The following is a 19,902-nucleotide window of genomic DNA, read 5'->3' on the forward strand; positions in this document are numbered from 1 at the left end:
GGGGGGGGGGGGGGGCCCAAACATCCCCCCCCCCCCCCCGCGGGGGTTTTCAATCCCGGCGGGGGGGGGGGGGGCGCGCCCCCCGGGGGGGGGGGGGGGGGGGGGGGGGGGGGGGGGGGGCGGGATGCCCGCCCCACCCCCCCATGGACCCACGTCACTGCGGCGGAGCTCAGCGGACCCCGAGCAGATGGTCCATCGCCAGCTGGTCCAGGGCCTCGAACGCCATCCCTCGTTCCGCCGCCGCGTCCACGTCGAACTCCTCGAACGCGGACCGGTCGGCCAGCAGCCCGGCCACGCCGTCCTCCGCGGTCGGACGGGCCGACTCGTCGAGCCGGGACGCGCGCAGCGCCTCCCGCACCTCGGGGTCGGCCCGGAAGGCGGCGGCACGCTCCTTGAGGATCAGGTAGTTGCGCATGCAGCCCGCGGCGGACGCCCAGACACCGTCGTGGTCCTCGGTCCGCGGCGGCTTGAAGTCGAAGTGCCGCGGTCCCTGGTAACCGGCCGTCTCCAGCAGGTCGACCAGCCAGAACGCCTGGCGCAGATCGCCCGCGCCGAAGCGCAGGTCCTGGTCGTACTTGATGCCGGACTGGCCGTTCAGGTCGATGTGGAAGAGCTTCCCCGCCCAGAGCGCCTGCGCGATGCCGTGCGGGAAGTTCAGCCCGGCCATCTGCTCATGCCCGGTCTCCGGGTTGACGCCGACCAGCTCCGGGCGCTCAAGACGCTCGATGAAGGCCAGGGCGTGTCCGATGGTCGGCAGCAGGATGTCGCCGCGCGGCTCGTTCGGCTTGGGCTCGATGGCGAACCTCAGGTCGTACCCCTGCTCGGTGACGTAGTCGCCGAGCAGGTCGAAGGCTTCCTTCATACGGTCGAGAGCGACCCGGATGTCCTTGGCGGCGCCGGATTCGGAGCCCTCGCGACCGCCCCAGGCCACATAGGTGGTCGCGCCGAGCTCGACGGCGAGGTCGATGTTGCGCAGGGTCTTGCGCAGGGCGTATCGGCGCACGTCCCGGTCGTTGGCGGTGAACGCGCCGTCCTTGAAGACCGGGTGGGTGAAGAGGTTCGTCGTCGCCATGGGGACGACGAGTCCGGCCGCGTCCAGCGCCTGCCGGAACCGCTTCACGATCCCCTCGCGCTCGGTGTCCGTCGAGCCGAACGGAATCAGGTCGTCGTCGTGGAACGTCACACCGTACGCACCGAGCTCCGCGAGCCGCCGGACGGTGTCGACCGGGTCGATCGCCGCGCGGGTCGCGTCACCGAAGGGGTCACGGCCCTGCCAGCCCACGGTCCACAGTCCGAAGGTGAACTTGTCGTCGGGGGTGGGCGTGAAGCGTTCCGTCATCGTCTCCGCCTTCGGTGCTGAGGGGTTCCATGGCTGGTCGAGGTGACCAGACTCTATTTGTTCATTCTCATGACTAATCATGCACGCGACCCCCTCGACACGTAACCCCTCATCAGGGAAATCGCCGATCGATCACTGTTCCCGACGGAGCCGATCGCGTAATTTGTTTTCCGTACGATCAAATCAACGGGTGGGCTCCTGCAGCCCGCTCCCGAAGCGATGCACCCACCGCAGCCGCCTCCCCCGCGTCCCCGTCACCCGCAGCACAGGAATGAGGTCGCCCATGCCGCCCCACACCGTCGTCATCGGCGTGGACAGCTCCACGCAGTCCACCAAGGCCGCCTTCGTCGACGTCGGGACCGGCCGGCTGCTCTCCGTCGGCCGCGCACCACATGTCGTCACCGGCGAGGCGGGGGCCCGGGAGAGCGACCCGGAGGTGTGGTGGCGGGCGCTGTGCGACGCGGTCGCCGCCGGCCTGAAGGAGTCCGGCGTCGCCGCCTCCGCCGTGACCGGCATCGCGGTCGCCGGACAGCAGCACGGCCTTGTGGTCCTCGGCCCCGGCGGACGCCCCCTGCGCCCCGCCATGCTCTGGAACGACACCCGCTCCGCCCCGCAGGCCGCCGCCCTCACCGCGGCACTGGGCGGGGCCGCGGCCTGGACCGCACGGACCGGGTCGGTACCGGTGGCCGCCATCACCGCGTCCAAGTGGCAGTGGTTGCGGGAGAACGAGCCGGAGAACGCCGCCGGGGCCGTGGCCGTCCGCCTCCCCCACGACTTCCTGACCGAACGACTCACGGGCGCCGCCGTGACCGACCCCGGTGACGCCTCGGGCACCGGCTGGTACTCCACGGCGATCGGCGCCTACGACCCCGGGCTGCTCGAACTCCTCGGCCTGGGCGCCTCATTGCTGCCCGAGGTGGCGCAGACGGGAGCGACCCGCATCGGCTCGCTGACGGCCGAGGCCGCCGACATGCTCGGCCTGCCCGCCTCGATCGCCGTGGCAGCGGGCACCGGGGACAACATGAGTGCCGCCGTCGGCCTCGGACTCGGCGGCGCCGGACTGCTGGACCACCCCGTCCTCAGCCTCGGCACCTCGGGAACGGTCTTCGCCGCCTCCCGCACCCGGTCCGCCTCGACGGCGCTCTCCGGTTTCGCCGCCACCGACGGTATGTATCTCCCGCTGGCCTGCACCCTCAACTGCACTCTCGCCGTGGACAAGATCGCCGCGCTGCTCGGCCTGGACCGCGAGGACGCGGTCCCCGGCGGCGAAGCGGTGCTCCTCCCCTACCTCGACGGTGAACGGGCCCCCGATCTGCCCACCGCCGCCGGCCTGCTCACCGGGCTCCGGCACGACACCACCCCGCAGCAACTCCTCGGCGCCGCCTACGAGGGCGCGGTGGTCACCGTGCTGCGGGCCCTCGACGAACTCCTCCGGGCCTGCGGTCTCGACCCCGCCGATCCCGAGACCGCAGCCCGGCCGCTGCGCCTGATCGGCGGCGGCGCTCGCGGGCGGGCCTGGGTGGAGACGGTACGGCGGCTCTCCGGGCGTCCGGTGATCGTGCCGGGCAGCGGCGAACTGGTGGCCCTGGGTGCGGCCGCACTCGCCGCCGCTGCGGCCACCGGTGACGACCCGGTCGCGATCGCCACCGACTGGGGCACCGGCAAGGAGGCTCAACTCCCCGTTGCACAAAGGGACTCGGCCACCTGGGAGCGGGTCGGATCGGTTCTGGATCGGGCCATGACCCCCTTGCTGGGCGGAGCCTGAGTCCCGTACACCCGACATACCCGGCAAGGTGCGCCGACCGGTTGTCACTTCGTCCGAGCCGCCCCGGGCGGCGGCCCCGCCGTCACCGTCGGACCGGTTTGGGGAAGCGAAGCGATCTTCAATAGTATCCGGCGATGATCATAAGAAGAAGGCTGACGGTCGGGGTGGGTATTCTGCTCGCCACCCTGACCGCCGGGCTCGGTACGGCACTTCCCGCCGCAGCCGATGAGACCCCCACCAAAGCCGCTCCCAAGGTCGAGCTGGTGCTCGACGTCAGTGGTTCCATGCGGACCCGTGACATCGACGGCCAGTCCCGGATGGCCGCGGCGAAGCACGCGTTCAACGAGGTCCTGGACGCGGTGCCCGAGCAGGTGGAGCTCGGCATCCGGACGCTCGGCGCCGACTACCCGGGCAATGACCGGAAGGTCGGCTGCAAGGACACCAAGCAGCTGTACCCGGTCGGTCCGCTGGACCGCACCGAGGCGAAGACCGCGGTCGCCACCCTGGCACCCACCGGCTGGACCCCGATCGGCCCGGCCCTGCTGGGCGCCGCCGACGATCTCAAAGGCGGTGACTCCACCCGCCGGATCGTGCTGATCAGCGACGGCGAGGACACCTGCGGCCCGCTCGACCCGTGCGAGGTGGCACGTGACATCGCGGCCCGCGGCATCCACCTCGTGATCGACACGCTGGGCCTGGTGCCGAACGCGAAGATCCGTGAGCAGCTGACCTGCATCGCCGAGGCCACCGGCGGCACCTACACCGCCGTCCAGCACACCGATGAACTCTCCGGGCGCGTCAAGCAGTTGGTCGACCGGGCGGCCGAGCCCGTCGTCACGCCGGTGGCGACCGAGGGCGCGGACCGCTGCTCCAAGGCTCCCGAGCTCAAGGCGGGCCTGTACACCGACCGGGAGAGGATCGGCGAGCACCGCTGGTACCGGGTGGACGTGCGCCCCGGTCAGGAGCTGCGCGCCTCGGTCAGCGTCTCGGCTGACCGTGCCGTGAACGACGACTACGGTGTGCTGCTGCGCGCGGTGACCGTGCACGGGCGGGAGATCGTCCGGGGCTCGGAGTCGGGCACCGGCCGCACCGACGCGATCTCCTCCGGCCTGCGCTACCCGAAGCCGGAACAGGACGCCGCGGACGACGGCACCGAACCTCCCGCCGAGACCGTGTGCCTCCAGTTGAGCAACTCCTTCTCGGCACCGGCCTCGGTGAAGACCGAGCCCGGCATGCCGGTCGAGCTGACCGTGGACCTGGTGGACGCCCCGGACGACGCGGCCGATGTCGCCGCGTTCGGTCTGGGCCACGGCTGGTGGCTGCTCGGCGTACTGGTGCTCACCGGGCTGGTCGCGGGCCTGCTGACCGGCTGGATCTCGCGCTGGCGCGTCGCCGTCTGGAGGACCAACTGATGATGCGTACGACACGTGTGATCGCGGGCGCGCTGCTGACCGGCCTCGCCCTCCTGACGTCGGCGGGCGCCGCCTCGGCCGACGACCCGTCGGCGAGCCCGGACCCGAGCGCCTCCGACAGCGCGTCCGGCCCCACCGAGGCCGGCACCACTTTCCGGACGGCCACGGCGGTCCAGCAGAACCAGCGCGCCACCGCCGGTGCCTCCACGGGTGACTACCTGTACTGGGTGTTCCCCGCCGACGCGGGCCAGCGCGCCACCGTCAAGGCCGAGATCACCCTGCCGGAGACCGCCACCCGGCACGGCGCGTCGACCTGGCAGGTCGATGTGTACGACGGGCTGCGGCGCCGTCAGGCCTGCATGTACGGCCGTCAGACCGGGAAGGCCGCCGCCGACGCGTCGACCGTCGAGCTGACCTGTGTGCTGCGGACCGTCCGCGCCTGGTCCGAGCCGTGGGCCAACGACCCGCTGCCGGGCAGCTACTACGTGCGCCTCACGGTCGTCGATCTGCCCTCGGCGGACCTCGGTCTCCCGGTGCAGACCGAGGTCGAGGTCACGTCGGCCGACAAGGGCGGCGCCGCGGACGTCGACGGCACGCTCGCCCGGCCGCTGGTGCCCGGTACGTCCGTCGTCTCACCAGCCTCGGACGCGTCGGACTCACCGGCCACCGGTGGTGAAGACACGTCGGCCAAGGTCTCGCTCGGCAGCGAGCCCGAGGACGGCTGGGCCTCCGGCTGGTGGACCGACCGCTGGCTGTGGACGGTCGGCGGCGGCGTCCTGGGGGCGCTCGCGGCGGTCTTCGGCTACTCCCTCACCCGCGGCAGCGGCCGCCCGTCCCGGGTTCCGCCGGGCGTCTGACCCACGCGTCGCGGGACGGGCTGCGGGCCGGGAGCCCCCCGACAGGTGTCGCCGGACGGGCTCAGGAACCGAGCCCGTCCGGCGACGGCGTACAGATCCCCTCCGCCGACCCGCCACCCGCGCGCTCCGGGCACCACGACGGCTACCCTCGACAACTCACGTACCGCACAAGGCCGATGGCGCCTTCCACGCCGTGCGATACAGCTGACGTCAGGTCGCTGCGCACCCCGCCGGGTGCGCCACAAGGGAGCGGAGACTTTCATGTCCACGGAAACCGGCCCGGCCGTCGGCGCCGAACCGCGAGGCCACACGATCGCGCCCGGTCCGAAGGGATTACCGTTCCTCGGCAGCCTGCCGTGGTTCGCGAAGAACCCCCTCGCCTTCTTCGAGCGGCTGCGCGGTCACGGGGACATGGTCGGCTGGCGATTCGGCCCCAACTCGTGCGTGTACATAGCCGATCCCGAGTGCATCGGCGAACTGCTCACCGAGACGGAACGCACCTTCGACCAGCCCGCACTCGGCATCGCGTTCCGCACGGTGATGGGTAACGGCGTGGTGGTGGCCCGCGGTACGGACTGGCGGCGGAAGCGGTCGCTGGTGCAGCCCTCCGTACGGCCCAAGCAGGTGCGCTCGTACGCGGCGACGATGACGAGCAGCGCGGTGGAGCTGGCGGACACCTGGTCCGTCGGTGAACGCGTGGACGTCAAGCGGGAGATGGCGGCGCTGACGCAGAGGATCGCGGTCCGCACGATCTTCGGCGTGGACACCGCGGCCGACGCCGACGCGATGGGCCGGGCCATGGATGTGGCACTGCGGGAGATCGGCAAGGAGTTCGCCGGTATCGGCGCGCTCTTGCCGGACTGGGTGCCGACGCCGGGCCGGGCCAGGATCAGGAAGGCGGCCGCGGTCATCGACGCCGAGGTGGGCCGGGTGGTCGCCCGGCACCGCGACGGCGGGGACGACCGCCCCGACCTGCTGAGCCGGCTCCTGACCGCGGTGGACGAGACGGGCGCGCACCTCACGGACCAGGAGATACGCGACGAGACGGTCACCTTGTACATCGGCGGACACGAGACGACCAGTTCCACGCTGGTGTGGGCCTGGTATCTGCTGTCCCGCGATCCCCGGGCGCGCGCCGCGCTCGACGAGGAACTGGACCGGGTCCTCGGCGACCGGGAGCCGGAGTTCGACGACTACGCCCGGCTGACGTACACCCAGTGCGTGGTCAAGGAGACCCTGCGTCTCTACCCGACGATCTGGCTGGTCACCGGCGTCGCCAAGGAGGGCGCGCGGATCGGCGGTGTCCCGATGCCGCGCGGCACCAGGGTGTGGACGAGCCAGTGGGCGACACACCGTGATGAGCGCTGGTTTCCCGAGCCGGAGGAGTTCCGCCCGGAGCGTTGGGATCCGGAGGCGGGCGACGAGATCGCGGAGTACGCCTGGTTCCCGTTCGGCGGCGGCCCCAGGGTCTGTCTGGGGACGCGGTTCGCGATGGTCGAGGCGGTGCTGATCCTGGCCGTGCTGGCCCGCCGGTTCCGACTGGACGTGGACCCGGGCGTCGTCAACCCCGTACCGGCGCTGACGCTCCAGCCCGACCGCGACGTGAGGGCGACGCTCCGGGCACGGTAGCGGCACACGGGGGCAGGACGGCCGGGGAGGGCGCGGGATCCGAGATCGGCTCCGCAGCCGACATCCAGATCGAACCGATATATCCGATCTGTCGCGAGATTCGGGAGACGCAGGTCACACTGTCCATGGCGGTCCACCCGGCCGCCGGGCCGTCCGACCGTATCCGCAGGCTGTCGATCCCGCAGGAGAAACACCATGCGCCTCCGCTCCTCTCCCGCCCCCGCACTCACCGTCGCGGCCGCCCTGACGCTGACCGCCGCCGCGACGTCGGCCACGACCGGTACGGCCCTCGCCCAGGCCGTCAGCCGTCCCGGGATCTGCCCCGAGCGGGCCCTGGAGGTGCGTGCCGCACCCGGCGGACAGCGGAATGTCGCCCGCGTCACCCTCACCAACCGCGGCGGCCGAACCTGTGTCGTGGACCGGATCCCGACGGTGACCTTCAGAAGCCTGGACGGTTCCGCCGAGCCCGTGCCACCCGCCGGGAGCGGCGCCTACGCACTCTCCGTGGGCCAGCGCGCATACGCCGCCGTACGCACGGCGGCCCCCGAGTCCACCGAAGGACATGTCGTCGACAGCCTGTCCGTGGCGGCCGACCCCTCCCACCAGGGAGTCACCTTCCGCGCAGCCACCGTGGGCATGCCCGCGGGAGTCCATGTATGGATCCCGGTCACCTCTCCGTGGCACAAGTCGCGCGCCGCGGCGGACAAGGCATTGGCGGACGCGCTGGGCTGACGGGCGGAAGGGACGGGCGCCGGGCCGGACGGGGCAAGCGGGCGGGCCACGGCCCAAAAACGACAGCGCGTCCGCTACGCACGGCGGCCGGACCGAAGGCGCGCGGGGCGAGTCCGTCGAGCCAGTCGCGGAACGTTGACATGTACCAGCCGAAGGTGAATTCTGATGCTCGAATCTCCAACGTTCCAAGCATGTCTGCGCAGACATCACCCACTTCACTGTTCGGTACGAACGGAGAACACTCCTTGCGGATCCTTCAGAACCGTCCCGGCCAGGCGGCGGTCGGCACGCTCTCGGTGGTCGTCCTCGCGCTCACCGCGTTCACCGTGCCCGCCCCGGACGCTCAGGCCGCGGCCACGCCGTCCGGCACCCTCGACAGCACCACGAAGAATGTGACATGGCAGAGCCCGGTCTACGCCAAGGGGACCGTCGACTCGCCCACCAAGTGCGGTACACCCGACGACGACCCGGACAACGCCGTCTGCGCCCGCTTCGACCTGACCGTGAACCCGCCCGAGGGGCAGTGGGACGACAACCCCGAGGGCGGTGTCCCCGTCTCCGTCCAATGGGAGACGCCCACGGACGACTTCGACATGTACATCTATGACTCGGCCGGCAAGCAGGTGGCGTCCAGCGCGGGCACGGCCGACCCCGAGTCCACGGTGATCCCGAAGGCCTCCGGTACGTATCACGTGGTCGTCGTCCCCTACGACGTGCACAACAATTCCTTCAGCGGAAAGGCGTACCTTCCCGAGGCCACCGACGCCGGAGATCTCACCGGCTTCAGCGGCTCGGACGGCAGGTACGAGATCGAGGCGGGCGCTCTCAAGGCCCGCGCCGAGTTCTTCACCGACAGCACGCTGCGACTGCAGGCATCCCCGGACGGCGTCCTCGCCGACCCCGAGGACAGCCACATGATCCGGCAGCGGCCCACGGCCCAACGGCACACCAAGTCCTTCGACGCGGGCACCTATTACGGCATCCGCTCCGGGAACGTGGTGATGCGCGTCTACAAGAGTCCGCTGCGCTTCGGCCTCTACAAGGCCGACAACCGCACGGCCATCTGGCAGGAGGCCGATCCACTGCGCTGGACCGGCGGCGGCATGCGGCAGAGTCTGGAGCGCGGTGCCACCGAGCAGTTCTTCGGCGGCGGTGAGCAGAACGGCAGCTTCTCGCACCGTGATCAGGTCAGAAACGTCGGCAACAACACCAACTGGAACGAGGGCGGTTACAACAACTCCCAGCCGTTCTACATCTCCACCGCCGGATACGGCGTCTTCCGCAACACCATGACCCCCGGCACCTACGACTTCGGCTCACCCGTACGCACCGGACAGCAGGAACGACGGCTGGACGCCTACTACTTCACCGGTGACACCAAGACCGTCATCGGCAAGTACACCTCCCTGGTGGGCAAGCCGTTCATGCCGCCGGTGTACGGGCTGGAGCCCGGATCCGCCGACTGCTACCTCCACAACGCCAACCGGGGCGAGCGCCACACCCTGGACGCGCTGAAGGTCTCCGACGGCTATGTACAGAACCAGATGCCGCTCGGCTGGATGCTCGTCAACGACGGCTACGGCTGCGGTTACGAGAAGCTTTCGGAGACGGGCGCGGGACTCAACAAGAACCACGCCCAGCTCGGTCTCTGGACACAGAACGGCCTGCCGGACCAGGCCGAGGAGGCCAGGGCCGGCGTACGCGTCCGCAAGCTGGACGTGGCCTGGGTCGGTGGCGGCTACGGCTTCGCGCTGGACGCCTGCGACCGGGCCAAGGCCGGAATCGAGGACAACAGCGACGCCCGCGGCTTCGTCTGGCTCCCCGTCTCCTGGGCCGGAGCGCAGCGCTGCGGTGTGCTGTGGAGCGGTGACCAGAGCCTGTCCTGGGACTACATCCGCTGGCAGATCCCGACATACGCCGGTGCGACCCTGTCCGGCATCGCGTACAACACGGGTGACGTCGGCAGCATCTACCGGCACGACGCCAAGATGTACACCCGTGACCTGCAGTGGAAGGCGTTCCTCCCGGCCATCATGACCATGGACGGCTGGGCGAGCGACCTCACCACCAAGAAGCCGCACGACCAGCAGCCGTGGCTGGACGGCGAGCCGTACACCTCCATCAACCGCAAGTACCTGCAGCTGAAGGAGCGGCTGCTGCCGTACATGTACACGCTGTCGAAGGACGCCACGAGGACCGGTGTCGGTGCGGTCCGGCCGCTCTCGCTGGAGTACCCCGACGACCCGGCGGCACTGGGCCCGAACGCGAAGTACGAGTTCCTGGCCGGACCGGACTTCCTGGTCGCACCGGTGTACAGCGACACGGACGTGCGTGACGGCATCTACCTGCCGAAGGGCACCTGGACCGATTACTGGACGGGCAGGACGTATCGGGGCCCGACCACGGTCAACGGCTACAAGGCACCGCTCGACACCCTGCCGCTGTTCGTCAAGGGCGGGTCGATCGTTCCGATGTGGCCCAAGGGCACCCTGTCCTGGCAGTCGCGGAACAGGAACCGACTCGACTACGACATCTACCCGCAGGGCACCACGCAGTACACGCTCTACGAGGACGACGGTGTGACGAGGAAGTTCACCGAGGGCGCCTCGGCCACCCAGCAGGTGCGGGTGCACGCACCCCTTCACGGCGACTCCGGCGACACCACCATCAAGGTCGGTGCGAGCGTGGGCAGTTATGGGGGCAAGCCGTCAGCCCGCTCGTACCGCTTCACGGTTCATGGCAAGGACACCCCGACGCAGGTGGCCCTGAGCGGTGACCGTCTGCGCCGCGTGGCTTCCTCGGCCGCCCTGGCATCGGCCACGTCCGGTTGGTACACGGATGCGGCAACCGGAATCACGGAGATCAAGACATCGCCCGTGTCCACCGATCGCGGGTTCACCCTCGTTCTGCGGCGCCGATAGCACCGGGCACAGGACGACGAGTGCGGGAGTGGGGACCGTCTGCGAACGGTCCCCACGTCCGTCGGTCGGGCCGGCTCCGTTGCCGGCGGCTTCACCGACCGGCTGCGAGGGTGTCGAGGAGGGCGGCGGCGAACTCCTCGGGCCTGTCGATGTGAACGGCGTGGCCGGCGTCCGGGATGGCGGTTTCACGGACGGGGCCGCCCGTGGCGGCGTAGTGATCGAGTGCGTGGCGGGTCTGGGCGACCATGGGCTGGGCCGGGCAGTGCTCGGCGCCGGGCCAGCCGGGGACGGCGCCCAGGGCTCCGAGGTGGGCGAGGTCGAAGAGGGAGGTGTCGGAGACGATCAGGTCGTCGGTGCCGCGGATCCAGCCGATGGGCGGTTTGGGGTCGATCCGGTGCAGGTCGTCGATGCGGAAGTGGGTGGGGGCCATGGCGTTGAGGACACCTCGGGGGCCGGGGGCGGTGCCGGGCCAGTGGTCGCTGGGACGGGTGTCGCCGGGGTAGTGGTCGTCTCCGGTGCGGGTGGAGAGCATGGCGTCGACGAAGGCGTCCTCAAGTGCCGGGCGGAGCGGCGGTTTTACGTAGCTGGAGCCGAGGACGGAGCGGGGGGAGAGTGGTGAGTCCTCGCTGCGGTCGCCGTCTTTGAGGCGCTGGACGAATTCGGGGTTGGCGGTACCCGCGCCGGAACCGGCGCCGTCGGGGTGGTTGAGTCGGCCGTCCGGACCGTGGGTGCCGCCGAAGCCGTAAGGGGAGACGGGGTTGACGAGGGTGAGGCTGCGGACGGCGGTGGGGTGATCGCGGAGGTGCTGGAGGGCGATGCCACCGCCCATGCTCCAGCCGACGAGGTGGACGCGGTCGAGCTCAAGTGTGTCACACAGCGCGCTGAGGTCGTCGCTGTAGTCCCGAAGGCCGCGGGTGGCGTCGACGGGGAGGGGATCGGTGTCGCCGAAGCCGCGGAGGTCGACGGCGAGGGGCCGGTAGGTATGGGGAAGGTCGAGCATGGTCTGCTGCCAGAAGGTGGCGGCGGAGACGTTGCCGTGGACGAAGAGGACGGGTTCGCCGGTCCGGTCCTGGAGTTCGAGGAGATTGACCGTGAGCCGGGGGGTGGTGACGCGTCGGGCGTGGATGCCGGGGAGGAGTGCGGGCGAGGTCATGGTCCGTCCTTCGGTGGGGCGGGGTCAGCCGAGCCAGGCGGCGATCTGGGCGCAGGCGGAGGAGTGCCAGCCGAGTTGGAGGTGGTTGGCGGTGGAGATGAGGGCGGTGCCGGCGACGTTGGCGATGCCGGTGCGGTCGAGTGCGCTGTCGACGAAGACCACGCCGTCGCTGGGTCCCCGGTTCTCGTTGTAGATGCCGAGGACGCTGGGAGAGCCACCGGCGAGAAGGTAGGTGGCGACGGTCCCGGGGACGCCTGCCTTGTGGAGGGGGGCGATCAGGGAGCCGGCGTCGATCGCGGTCTGGATACCGGTGCCGGAGGTGTAGAAGCCCTGGCCACCGTGGTAGGTGGTGTACCAGTCCTGTTGGGTCATGTCGATGCCGTAGGTGGCATCGAAGCGGGCGAGCATCTGGCGCTGTCCCGGATAGACGTCGTAGCCGTCGGTGGGGGTGAAGGCGAATTCGGGGTGGGCGGTGTAGGTGCCGTAGCAGGTCATGTAGAGGTGGGGCGAAGGGGCGTTGACGCTGCCGCCGCACTGCGGCCAGATGCTGAAGTCGTGGGCCCAGCCGTGGGCGAAGGGGTAGTCGTAGCCGCCGTTGGGGCCGCCGAGGGTGATGAGGCGGCGTACGTCTCCGGCATAGGGGCGTCCCCAGGCGGGGCGCAGCGAGGAGACGTAGGCGCGGGTGGACATCTCCCCCTTGCTCCAGCCGACGAGGTCCACCTGACTGACGCCGAGCCGGTCCTTGATGACGGCGATGGCGTCGCCGACCTGCTGGGCCTGCATCAGGTTGTCGCCCTGCTTGTGGGCGAAGTTGACGGCGAAGACTCGGTACCCGCGGGCGGCGAGGTACTGCATGAGTCCGGTGCTGGGGCAGGAGACGGCTCCGCAGCCGTAGCCACCGGCTTCGCCGGGGTTGGCCCAGGCCCGGTCGGCGTTGTCGTTGGCGCCGTGGACGAGGAGGACGGGCGTCGAGCGACTGCCGCTGTTCCAGCCGGGGGCGGAGTAGAGGAGGAAGCGGCCGGAGTAGGGCTGCTTGACGCCACCGAAGAAGGTGCGTCGCTGACCGTCCTGGTCGCCACGGCCGTCCTGGGGGTACTGCTCGGCGTGGAATCCGCTGGTGGTGTCGAGGTAGCGGTCGACGCGCTCCCAGCCGTTGGCGACCGTGGTGTAGGTGGCTTCGAGGCTGAGGTAGCCGGGTGGGGCGGCCTGGGCCGGTGTGGTGGCTGCTCCGAGGCTCAGCAGTGTGAGGAGCATGCCGAGCAAGGTGCTCGTTGCTCTGCGCATCGCGGCTCTCCCGTCCGGGGTGGGCTCGGTGGTCAAGATCCGCCACGGTAGGACGGGGCGGCGGACCTTCCCATGGGGTGGGCAGCCATAGATACGGGGCGCAGGGGTGTGTCGTGTCGCCATGTGCCGGGTCTCGGAACTCGGGTGTCGAGACCCGGGTTGCCGCGCCTGCCCTCCTCACTCCCTCGTGGATACGCACCGGGGTCCCCGGCCGGGACCTGAGCTTCGGTACAGGGACGGCGGGACACGGGAGTCCATCCGCAACCGCAGCCCGGGCGACGACCTCGTGGAGGCCGCTGTCGCCGAGCAGGCCGTCCATGTCCGGGACTCCGCAGACGTGAGCCGTCCGGCGTTCGCGGTCGGATGCGAGGGCCGGCGCCGGTTCGTAGGGTACGCGGCGGAGGCCTGACGATGCGTGGGACCGGCCCGGTCCGAGCGCGGACCGGGCCGGTCGGCATCGGGTCTCAGGTCAGAGTGTTACGCAGATGAGGGCCGAGGTACCCGACGTACACCAGGCCGGTCTGGGGCCCGTCGTCGTAGAAGTGCAGCCGGGGCGCGATGGTGTTGCCGGAGCCGATACGCAGGTGCGCCTGCATGAAGACCACCCCGTCGGGATGTACCTCCTTCGGCACGGGAAGCATGCGCTCGCGCCGGAGTTTGTCCTTGCGGGCGACGGTGTCCGACTCCCGCATCGCCACCTTGGCCGCCGGGAAGGGGTGGTCACGCGATTCCTCCCCTTTGCACCAGCTGAGAAAGTCGCCGCCTGCTGAGCCGTTCGCGGACGCCTCGGCGTAGCAGTTCAGGGCGCGCAGAGCGTCCCATGCCACGCGAAGCCAACTGTCCACGGACTGGCTGTCCAGATCACGGGTGATCTTCGCCTTGCCGGTGAAGGAGAGGTGCGGCAGCTCGCCGAGCCGGTCGAGCAAGTCGGAGAAGGTCCCCGGATAGTCGAGGTCAAGAGTCTCGGGCGTGGAGTAGGCGGCCTCGTACTGTCCGGCTTCCGCGAGCTTGTCCTGGAGGAACCGGACCTGGCGCTGCGCGGACCGGAACTGTTCGTACAGCTCCTCGTTCTCACCGCGAAGCTCGTGCGCGGTACGGTCCGCCTTGCCCAGGTCCGATTTGAGTTCGCTGATCTTCTGCGCCTGCGAACTCTCCGTCTCCTCGGCCTCGGCAAGCATCGCGTTCAGGGTCGCGTTCTCGCCGGTGAGCTTCTCGACGTTCGTGCCGTGCTCCTGCGGGCGCGGCCTCGTCCGCTGGATGGGCAGCGAATCCAGGGCGCCCGGCAACGGCTGGTACAGGGCCAGACGCTGCGGGAGCGAGGCGAGCGTGGAGGCGGCTCGGCGTACATCGGCCTCAATGGTCCGCCGGGACATCACGGGGTGCCGCTGTGCGTCGGGTTTCCAGGCGGGGTCGATTCCCGGGACGTACGTGCGGATGCCACCGCCGAACACCGGGTGGAACTCCAGGGCTTGGTTGAAGGCGGGTTGGGCCTCGGGAGACAGGACGTACAGCACGGCGAGACCGGAGAGATGACCGTACGCCTTCTCCACCGTCGAATCGGCCCAGACGTCGGCGTCGGCGCCGTAGGGAACGCTGGCGACGACGATCGGCAGCCGGCGCTCCGCATCGCAGAGTTCCTCGATGACCTCGGGGACGTCCTCGGGTTCGATGAAGGCGGGCTTGGCCTTCACCTCGGCGAGGCCGTCCCGGGCGTCGAGCGAGTCCAGAAGCAGACGCGCGATACCGGGGGTCTTCGCACGTGTGGGCTGCTGGTCCGCAGTGGTGGGCCGGTGCTCGACATCGACCTGGATCCAGGTGCGGCGCTCGTCGTCCTGCGGGTCGTCCCGGACGACGAGAGTGGACTGCCACGTACCGATCTGCGGCGAGGGTGTCTCGCGCATCCGCCAACGGGTGTACGCACCGTGCCGGCCGGACGACGAATCCCGGTCCAGGGTCACGTTGGGGGCGATGTCGTTGCGGCCCTCGTCCAGCGCCGAGGCGTCGTAGCGCTTCTGCTTCTCGAGCCAGGTGTAGAGCTGGCGCTCGGCGTGGGCGGAGGTGGTGACGAAGTCCTGCCGGGTCGATATCACCATGCGGTAGCCGCGAGGCTCCATCGGCAATCCTTTCATGGCGGCCGATCGCCTTCGACGGGCCGCCTGGGCTCTGAGCTGTGAGGGTCGGTGAGTCGGTTCTCGGGGGGTGGCGGGCGCCGTGGCCCGGGGCGGTGAGGGTGCAGATCCGGGACTTCTCGTTCGGACCGTGCCGGGCTCGATCCGTACGGAGGCCCCTGGTTCTCGCCGTCGGCCAGGGGGTTGTCCAGGGTAAGCCCGGAGGCAGCTGTTCGTCGTACTCGCCGAGGGTCAAGTCCCTTGTGCAGTCGGTGATTTACGCCTCGGTGTCCTGGCCGCGAGTGACATCGAAGGTGTGCCGCGGGACACGTTCGAGCGGGGACTCGTGGATGGAGCGGCGCTCCTCCGTGTCCAGATGGCGGCGGGCCGGGCGCAGCCGGACGTTGTGCCCGGTGGTCGCACCGGTTGACTATCGTGATCCCGCGAGCGGGCCGGGGCGGCAGGGAGTGGACGGATGGGGTACGGACGAGCGGAGTGGGTGCGCGTGCCGGTGGGGGACGACGCGGCGCGATGGGCCACCCGGGCCAAGTGCCTGCGGGTCCTCGTCGTCGTGCACAACGTGACTGCCGCGACCCGGTTGCTCGATGTGCTTCCGCTGTTCGACGACGACCTGCGCGTCCAGCTGTTGGTGACCTGTACGGGCTCCTCGGCGTTCGCGTCCGGCACGACCGAGTTGCTGGCCGAGACCGGGGTGCCGGTCCTGCCGTGGGAACAGGCGGTCGAGACTCCGGTGGATCTCGTCGTCTCCGCGAGCTTCGGCGGTCAACTGGAGTTGTTCTCCGGGAGGTTGGCCATTCTCTCGCATGGCGTCGGATACACTAAGAGGCTGGCCGTACCGGACACCGGACACCGGACACCGGACACCGGACACCGGACACCGGACACCGGACACCGGACACCGGACACCGGGGCGGGGGTGGGGGTGGCTGCGGCGCCCGCGCCCGTCTTCGGGCTTGCGCCGGAGTGGCTTCTGTCGCGGGGCACTCCTGTCGCGGACGCGCTCGTCCTCTCCCACCCCGAGCAGTACGAACGCTTGAGCGCCGCGTGCCCCGAGGCGGCACCGACCGCCGTTCTCGCGGGGGACCCCTGCTTCGACCGGATGCTCGCCGCGCGGCCCTACCGCGAGCGCTTCCGCCGTGCGCTGGCCGTGCGACCGGGACAGCGGCTCGTCCTGCTCAATTCGACCTGGAACTCCGATTCGCTTCTCGGTGACGGCGCAGAGGGCAGGGGCGGCAACGGGAGCGACGCCGTGGCTGCGCTACTGGATCGCGTGGCTGCCGAGTTCCCCGTGGACGAGTACCGATTCGCCGCCGTACTGCACCCCAATGTCTGGCACGGCCACGGGCCCGGTCAGATCCGCGCCTGGCTCGATCGCGCGCGGCGCGGCGGGCTGACGCTGATCGATCCGCTGAAGGGGTGGCGGCAGGCCTTGCTGGCGGCCGATGCGGTGATCGGGGACCACGGCTCCGTCACCTACTACGCGGCCGCCCTCGGCACCCCTGTGCTGCTCGGAGCCGCGCCGCTCGACGCCCTCGATCCCGATGCGCCGATCTCCGCGTTCATGCAGGAGGCACCGCGACTCGATCCCGCTGCCTCGCTGGCGGCACAGATCGAGCAACTCATCAGCCGTCACCGACCGTTGGCGGGGCCTGCCGTGTTCACCAGCTCCGTGCCGGGCGAATCCGCAGTCCGGTTGCGCAGACTCTTCTACTCGATGATGGGCGCGCCTGAACCCGGCCGGCCGGCCTCGCTCAAGCCGCTCCCGCTTCCCGATTACGAGCCCGGCACGGTCACCGTCCCCCTGCACGTCCTGACGCAGGTGATCGGACCGGGAAGGATCGCGCTCGGCCGCTGGACGGAGCCGCCGGGAGTGCGCTCGGGCGAGGGCGGGGAAGCGCATGTCGCCGTGCACGAGGACACCCGTGACGTGGACCAGCTGGATCTGGCCGATGTCATCTTCCGGGACGGGGCACCCGACGATCCACGCTTCGGGTCCCCGTCGGTCTGGACCGCCGAGGTGCTCCGCCGCCATCACGGCTGTTCCCTGGCGGCCTACGTGACCGGGCCGTCCGAGTGCGTGGTCCGGGTGCGTGGTGAGGAGCCGCTCCGATTGGTGGCCGTGCCCGCCGCCGGTACGGAAGGGGTGTCCGGTGTGGACCCCGCCGCCTTCGCCTCCGCCCTGTACGCGTGGCTCGCCACCGGCAGCCACGAAGCCGTCACGGCCGACGAGCGGCTCGCACGGGCGGTGACCGACGGGCTCTGCGTGCGGACGGGCAGCCGCTTGCACGGCGTGCGGGTCGTTCCTCTGCCCCCTTTGGAGTCAGTGGGGTGAGGGGGGCCGGAACGGCGCCGGGGACGAGGCCCTTGGCCCGGTGGTCAACCTCGTGCGGCGAGGCAGCGCTCCCGCATGCGCAGCAGGTGCGACAGGTGGTAGTCCGCACGCTGGCCGTCGAGCGTCGCGATCGCCTCGTCGATCAGGGGCAGCGCCGCCTCGGTGTCCTCACCGTCCAGCCAGGTCTCGGCCAGATCGGTGAGCGTCCGGGCCGTGTTGTACGTGTCGCCGCTCGCCCGGAAGTGGCGCAGCGCGGTCCCCAGCCTTTCCCGGGCCTCCTCCAGCTCACCCAGGCCGCGTAGGGCCCGCCCGCGATGGCGTTGCAACAGCGCCTGGGCGCGCGGCAGGTCGGCTGTCCCGTCCTCGTGTGCGCCCATGGTGTTCAGGATGCCGTCCGCTTCGTCGAAGCACTCGTAAGCCTCTCGGTATCGCCACTGCCGCAGCCTGAGCAGGCCCAGGAACTCCACGGCCGAGGCGTGGCCTCGTGCGTGGCCCGCCGACTGCTCGGCCCGCGCCGCCGCGAGGGACTCCGCACCCGCTTCTTCCCAGCTCCCCAACTCCGTCAAGGAGTGCGCCAATTGGGCGTGGAGCGCTCCGGCGTCGCGGCCTCCCGGACGATGGGCGTCGGCGAGGCGGACTCCGATACGGAGCGCCGGCACCAGCATCTCGTGGTGCCCCGCCTTGAGTTGCAACGGCCACAGGGAACGGCACAGGCGCAGGGCGATGTCGGGTTCGCCCGACTCCTCGGCGCAGCGAACGGCCTCGACGAGGTTGCCGGACTCCGCGAGCAGCGCCTCCAGGGCCGCGCCCCGGCCCTCGTAGCTCTGTCCAATACGGTCGTCGGTGGGTGCCGGGACGCGCCAGCTCTCCGGGAGCGCCTGATGCGCCGCCGAAGTAGCCAGGTCCGCGTAGGCGAGCAGGGTGCGGGTGAGAGCTGCGGAGCAGGCCGCGATTCCGTCCTCGCGGATCGCTGTCGCCTCGGCGTGTGCGCGCACGGCGGGGCGGTAGTGGTAGCGCCCGTCACCGGTCCCGTCACCGCCGCGTTCCAGGAGCATCAGGTCGGCGAGGTCCGCGAGGAGCCCGGCGACGGCCGACGGGTCCTGGCCCGTGGTCCGCCCGGCCGTCGCGGCGTCGAAGGCGGGCCAGCCACGCAGTGCCATCAGCCGGTACAGCCTGGCGGCTTCCGGCTCCAGGAGCCGGTAGTTGTCCTCCGCCGCCCCACGTACCGGGTCGTCCTCCGCCCCGGTCCGGTGGGGCGCAGGAGTCGGGGCGGACAGCCGGTCCGCCGCCGCGCGCAGGGCATACGGCGAACCGCCACAGCGTGCGAGCAGCGACGGCAGCGTGGCACGGGCCGCGGCAACGGTTGATCTGTCGGTGATGTCGGTGAGCAGACGCACCGCGTCCCGGTCCGCGAGCGGCCCGACCGGGACCCGTACGGCGTCGAGACCGGGGAACGGGGTCCGGGCGACGACGATGGTGAACACCCCCGGCGCCGACGTGAGGAACGGCCTCACCTGGGCCGCCGAATGCGCGTGGTCCAGCACGACCAGGAGCCGACGGCCCGACACGCACTGCCGGAAGAACTCGACGAGGCGGTCGGTGGCGGGCGGCATCTCCTCGTCCCGCACTCCGAGTTGGCGGAGCAGTCCCCGAAGCGCGGTTCCGGCGTCGCGTGCGCTCCCGGCGCCCCGACCGCCGAGGTCTGCGTAGATCCGGCCGTCGGGGAAGAGGCGGGTCGGCGTGGATCCGAAGTGCACGGCGAGGGTGCTGGAACCCATGCCGTCAGGGCCGTGCACCAGGGCCAGCCGGGGTCGCCCGTCCGGGCGCCGGGATGCCTCGCGCCGCAGCCGCCCCATCGCCTCCCTGCGGTCCGTGAAGAACCTGATGGAGGCGGGGAGGTGTGACTGCGCGGCTCGGGCAGGAGCCGGTCCGCCTGGCAATCGTGCCGCGAAGGCACTCCAGGATTGCGCCAGTTGGGGGTTCGCACGGAGCCGCTCGTGGACCATGCGGGCCACGGCGTCCTGTTCACCCGGACCGACGGGCGCGGGGACCTCCCGGCCGATGATGCGCCGTACGACACCGCCGGTCGATTCCCAGGCCCACTTGCCGGCCTCGTTGGCCATGCCCGAACCAACCGCGCCGAGTACCGCCGAAATGGCCGCCACCGAAGTGGGATCCAGCATGTCGCGCACTCCTCGTTCCCGGTGTTCCGCGCGGTGCGCCCTCCCCGGCACCGCCGCTGCCACCGTGCGGATCAACGTTAGCGTCAGACAGGTCAATATCCCCTGAACACGGGGAGGATGACCGTCTCGATCCGACACGGGACTCCATGTCGACACCGGCCGTGGC

At 70.8% G+C, this 19,902-nt stretch carries 13 protein-coding genes; 8 read left to right on the forward strand and 5 right to left on the reverse strand.

What is annotated here, in order from left to right:
• Nucleotides 1-169: 169 nt before the first annotated feature.
• A complete protein-coding gene (gene xylA, locus ACIOHC_RS40445; protein ID WP_351085951.1) occupies nt 170-1,339 on the reverse strand; it encodes a xylose isomerase in 1,170 nt (389 codons plus the stop codon).
• 283 nt (nt 1,340-1,622) lie between these two features.
• On the opposite strand from xylA, the gene xylB reads away from it, so the two are divergent.
• The 6 genes from xylB (at nt 1,623) to ACIOHC_RS40475 (ending at nt 10,655) form a co-directional block, all read left to right on the forward strand.
• Entirely contained in the window at nt 1,623-3,104 is a 1,482-nt protein-coding gene (xylB, locus tag ACIOHC_RS40450) for a xylulokinase (RefSeq protein WP_401846490.1), read from the forward strand.
• Nucleotides 3,105-3,238: 134 nt separating this feature from the next.
• Nucleotides 3,239-4,516: a VWA domain-containing protein gene (locus ACIOHC_RS40455; RefSeq protein ID WP_389636992.1), complete on the forward strand. Its 1,278-nt coding sequence runs from the start codon at nt 3,239-3,241 to the stop codon at nt 4,514-4,516.
• A 2-nt stretch (nt 4,517-4,518) separates the two neighbouring features.
• Nucleotides 4,519-5,373 (forward strand): hypothetical protein, encoded by an 855-nt coding sequence (locus ACIOHC_RS40460; protein ID WP_401846511.1) that lies wholly within the window; start codon nt 4,519-4,521, stop codon nt 5,371-5,373.
• Between the two features lie 261 nt (nt 5,374-5,634).
• Nucleotides 5,635-7,002: a cytochrome P450 gene (locus ACIOHC_RS40465; RefSeq protein ID WP_351085896.1), complete on the forward strand. Its 1,368-nt coding sequence runs from the start codon at nt 5,635-5,637 to the stop codon at nt 7,000-7,002.
• Nucleotides 7,003-7,197: 195 nt separating this feature from the next.
• Nucleotides 7,198-7,734 carry a DUF4232 domain-containing protein gene (locus ACIOHC_RS40470; protein ID WP_365689863.1) on the forward strand — a complete coding sequence of 179 codons (537 nt, stop codon included), beginning with the start codon at nt 7,198-7,200 and terminating at the stop codon, nt 7,732-7,734.
• Nucleotides 7,735-7,925: 191 nt separating this feature from the next.
• Nucleotides 7,926-10,655: a TIM-barrel domain-containing protein gene (locus ACIOHC_RS40475; RefSeq protein WP_365689864.1), complete on the forward strand. Its 2,730-nt coding sequence runs from the start codon at nt 7,926-7,928 to the stop codon at nt 10,653-10,655.
• Between the two features lie 91 nt (nt 10,656-10,746).
• Here the strand turns inward: ACIOHC_RS40475 and ACIOHC_RS40480 are convergent, their stop codons facing one another.
• Both ACIOHC_RS40480 and ACIOHC_RS40485 read right to left on the reverse strand, forming a co-directional pair.
• The gene (locus ACIOHC_RS40480) at nt 10,747-11,808 is read right to left on the reverse strand and encodes an alpha/beta hydrolase (protein WP_365689865.1); all 1,062 of its coding nucleotides are present in this window, start codon (nt 11,806-11,808) and stop codon (nt 10,747-10,749) included.
• Between the two features lie 24 nt (nt 11,809-11,832).
• Nucleotides 11,833-13,128 carry a lipase gene (locus ACIOHC_RS40485; protein ID WP_351085904.1) on the reverse strand — a complete coding sequence of 432 codons (1,296 nt, stop codon included), beginning with the start codon at nt 13,126-13,128 and terminating at the stop codon, nt 11,833-11,835.
• A gap of 220 nt (nt 13,129-13,348) precedes the next feature.
• Here ACIOHC_RS40485 and ACIOHC_RS40490 point away from each other — a divergent pair, with 220 nt between their 5' ends.
• The gene (locus tag ACIOHC_RS40490) at nt 13,349-13,501 is read left to right on the forward strand and encodes a DUF397 domain-containing protein (protein WP_389637014.1); all 153 of its coding nucleotides are present in this window, start codon (nt 13,349-13,351) and stop codon (nt 13,499-13,501) included.
• 55 nt (nt 13,502-13,556) lie between these two features.
• Here ACIOHC_RS40490 and ACIOHC_RS40495 read toward each other — a convergent pair whose 3' ends face one another.
• The gene (locus ACIOHC_RS40495; RefSeq protein WP_351085906.1) at nt 13,557-15,206 is read right to left on the reverse strand and encodes a hypothetical protein; all 1,650 of its coding nucleotides are present in this window, start codon (nt 15,204-15,206) and stop codon (nt 13,557-13,559) included.
• Between the two features lie 469 nt (nt 15,207-15,675).
• Here ACIOHC_RS40495 and ACIOHC_RS40500 point away from each other — a divergent pair, with 469 nt between their 5' ends.
• The gene (locus ACIOHC_RS40500; RefSeq protein WP_401846493.1) at nt 15,676-17,553 is read left to right on the forward strand and encodes a hypothetical protein; all 1,878 of its coding nucleotides are present in this window, start codon (nt 15,676-15,678) and stop codon (nt 17,551-17,553) included.
• A 44-nt stretch (nt 17,554-17,597) separates the two neighbouring features.
• Here ACIOHC_RS40500 and ACIOHC_RS40505 read toward each other — a convergent pair whose 3' ends face one another.
• Entirely contained in the window at nt 17,598-19,736 is a 2,139-nt protein-coding gene (locus ACIOHC_RS40505) for a tetratricopeptide repeat protein (protein WP_365689869.1), read from the reverse strand.
• Between the last annotated feature and the right edge of the window lie 166 nt (nt 19,737-19,902).

Origin of the sequence: Streptomyces sp. NPDC088252 (assembly GCF_044740965.1) — a bacterium.
GTDB lineage: Bacteria > Actinomycetota > Actinomycetes > Streptomycetales > Streptomycetaceae > Streptomyces.

Bases quoted from the DNA above. Each gene is read 5' to 3' on its own strand.
- xylA (WP_351085951.1), bottom strand. From the start codon at position 1,339: ATGACGGAACGCTTCACGCCCACCCCCGACGACAAGTTCACCTTCGGA.
- xylB (WP_401846490.1), top strand. From the start codon at position 1,623: ATGCCGCCCCACACCGTCGTCATCGGCGTGGACAGCTCCACGCAGTCC.
- ACIOHC_RS40455 (WP_389636992.1), top strand. From the start codon at position 3,239: ATGATCATAAGAAGAAGGCTGACGGTCGGGGTGGGTATTCTGCTCGCC.
- ACIOHC_RS40460 (WP_401846511.1), top strand. From the start codon at position 4,519: ATGCGTACGACACGTGTGATCGCGGGCGCGCTGCTGACCGGCCTCGCC.
- ACIOHC_RS40465 (WP_351085896.1), top strand. From the start codon at position 5,635: ATGTCCACGGAAACCGGCCCGGCCGTCGGCGCCGAACCGCGAGGCCAC.
- ACIOHC_RS40470 (WP_365689863.1), top strand. From the start codon at position 7,198: ATGCGCCTCCGCTCCTCTCCCGCCCCCGCACTCACCGTCGCGGCCGCC.
- ACIOHC_RS40475 (WP_365689864.1), top strand. From the start codon at position 7,926: ATGTCTGCGCAGACATCACCCACTTCACTGTTCGGTACGAACGGAGAA.
- ACIOHC_RS40480 (WP_365689865.1), bottom strand. From the start codon at position 11,808: ATGACCTCGCCCGCACTCCTCCCCGGCATCCACGCCCGACGCGTCACC.
- ACIOHC_RS40495 (WP_351085906.1), bottom strand. From the start codon at position 15,206: ATGGAGCCTCGCGGCTACCGCATGGTGATATCGACCCGGCAGGACTTC.
- ACIOHC_RS40500 (WP_401846493.1), top strand. From the start codon at position 15,676: ATGGGGTACGGACGAGCGGAGTGGGTGCGCGTGCCGGTGGGGGACGAC.
- ACIOHC_RS40505 (WP_365689869.1), bottom strand. From the start codon at position 19,736: ATGCTGGATCCCACTTCGGTGGCGGCCATTTCGGCGGTACTCGGCGCG.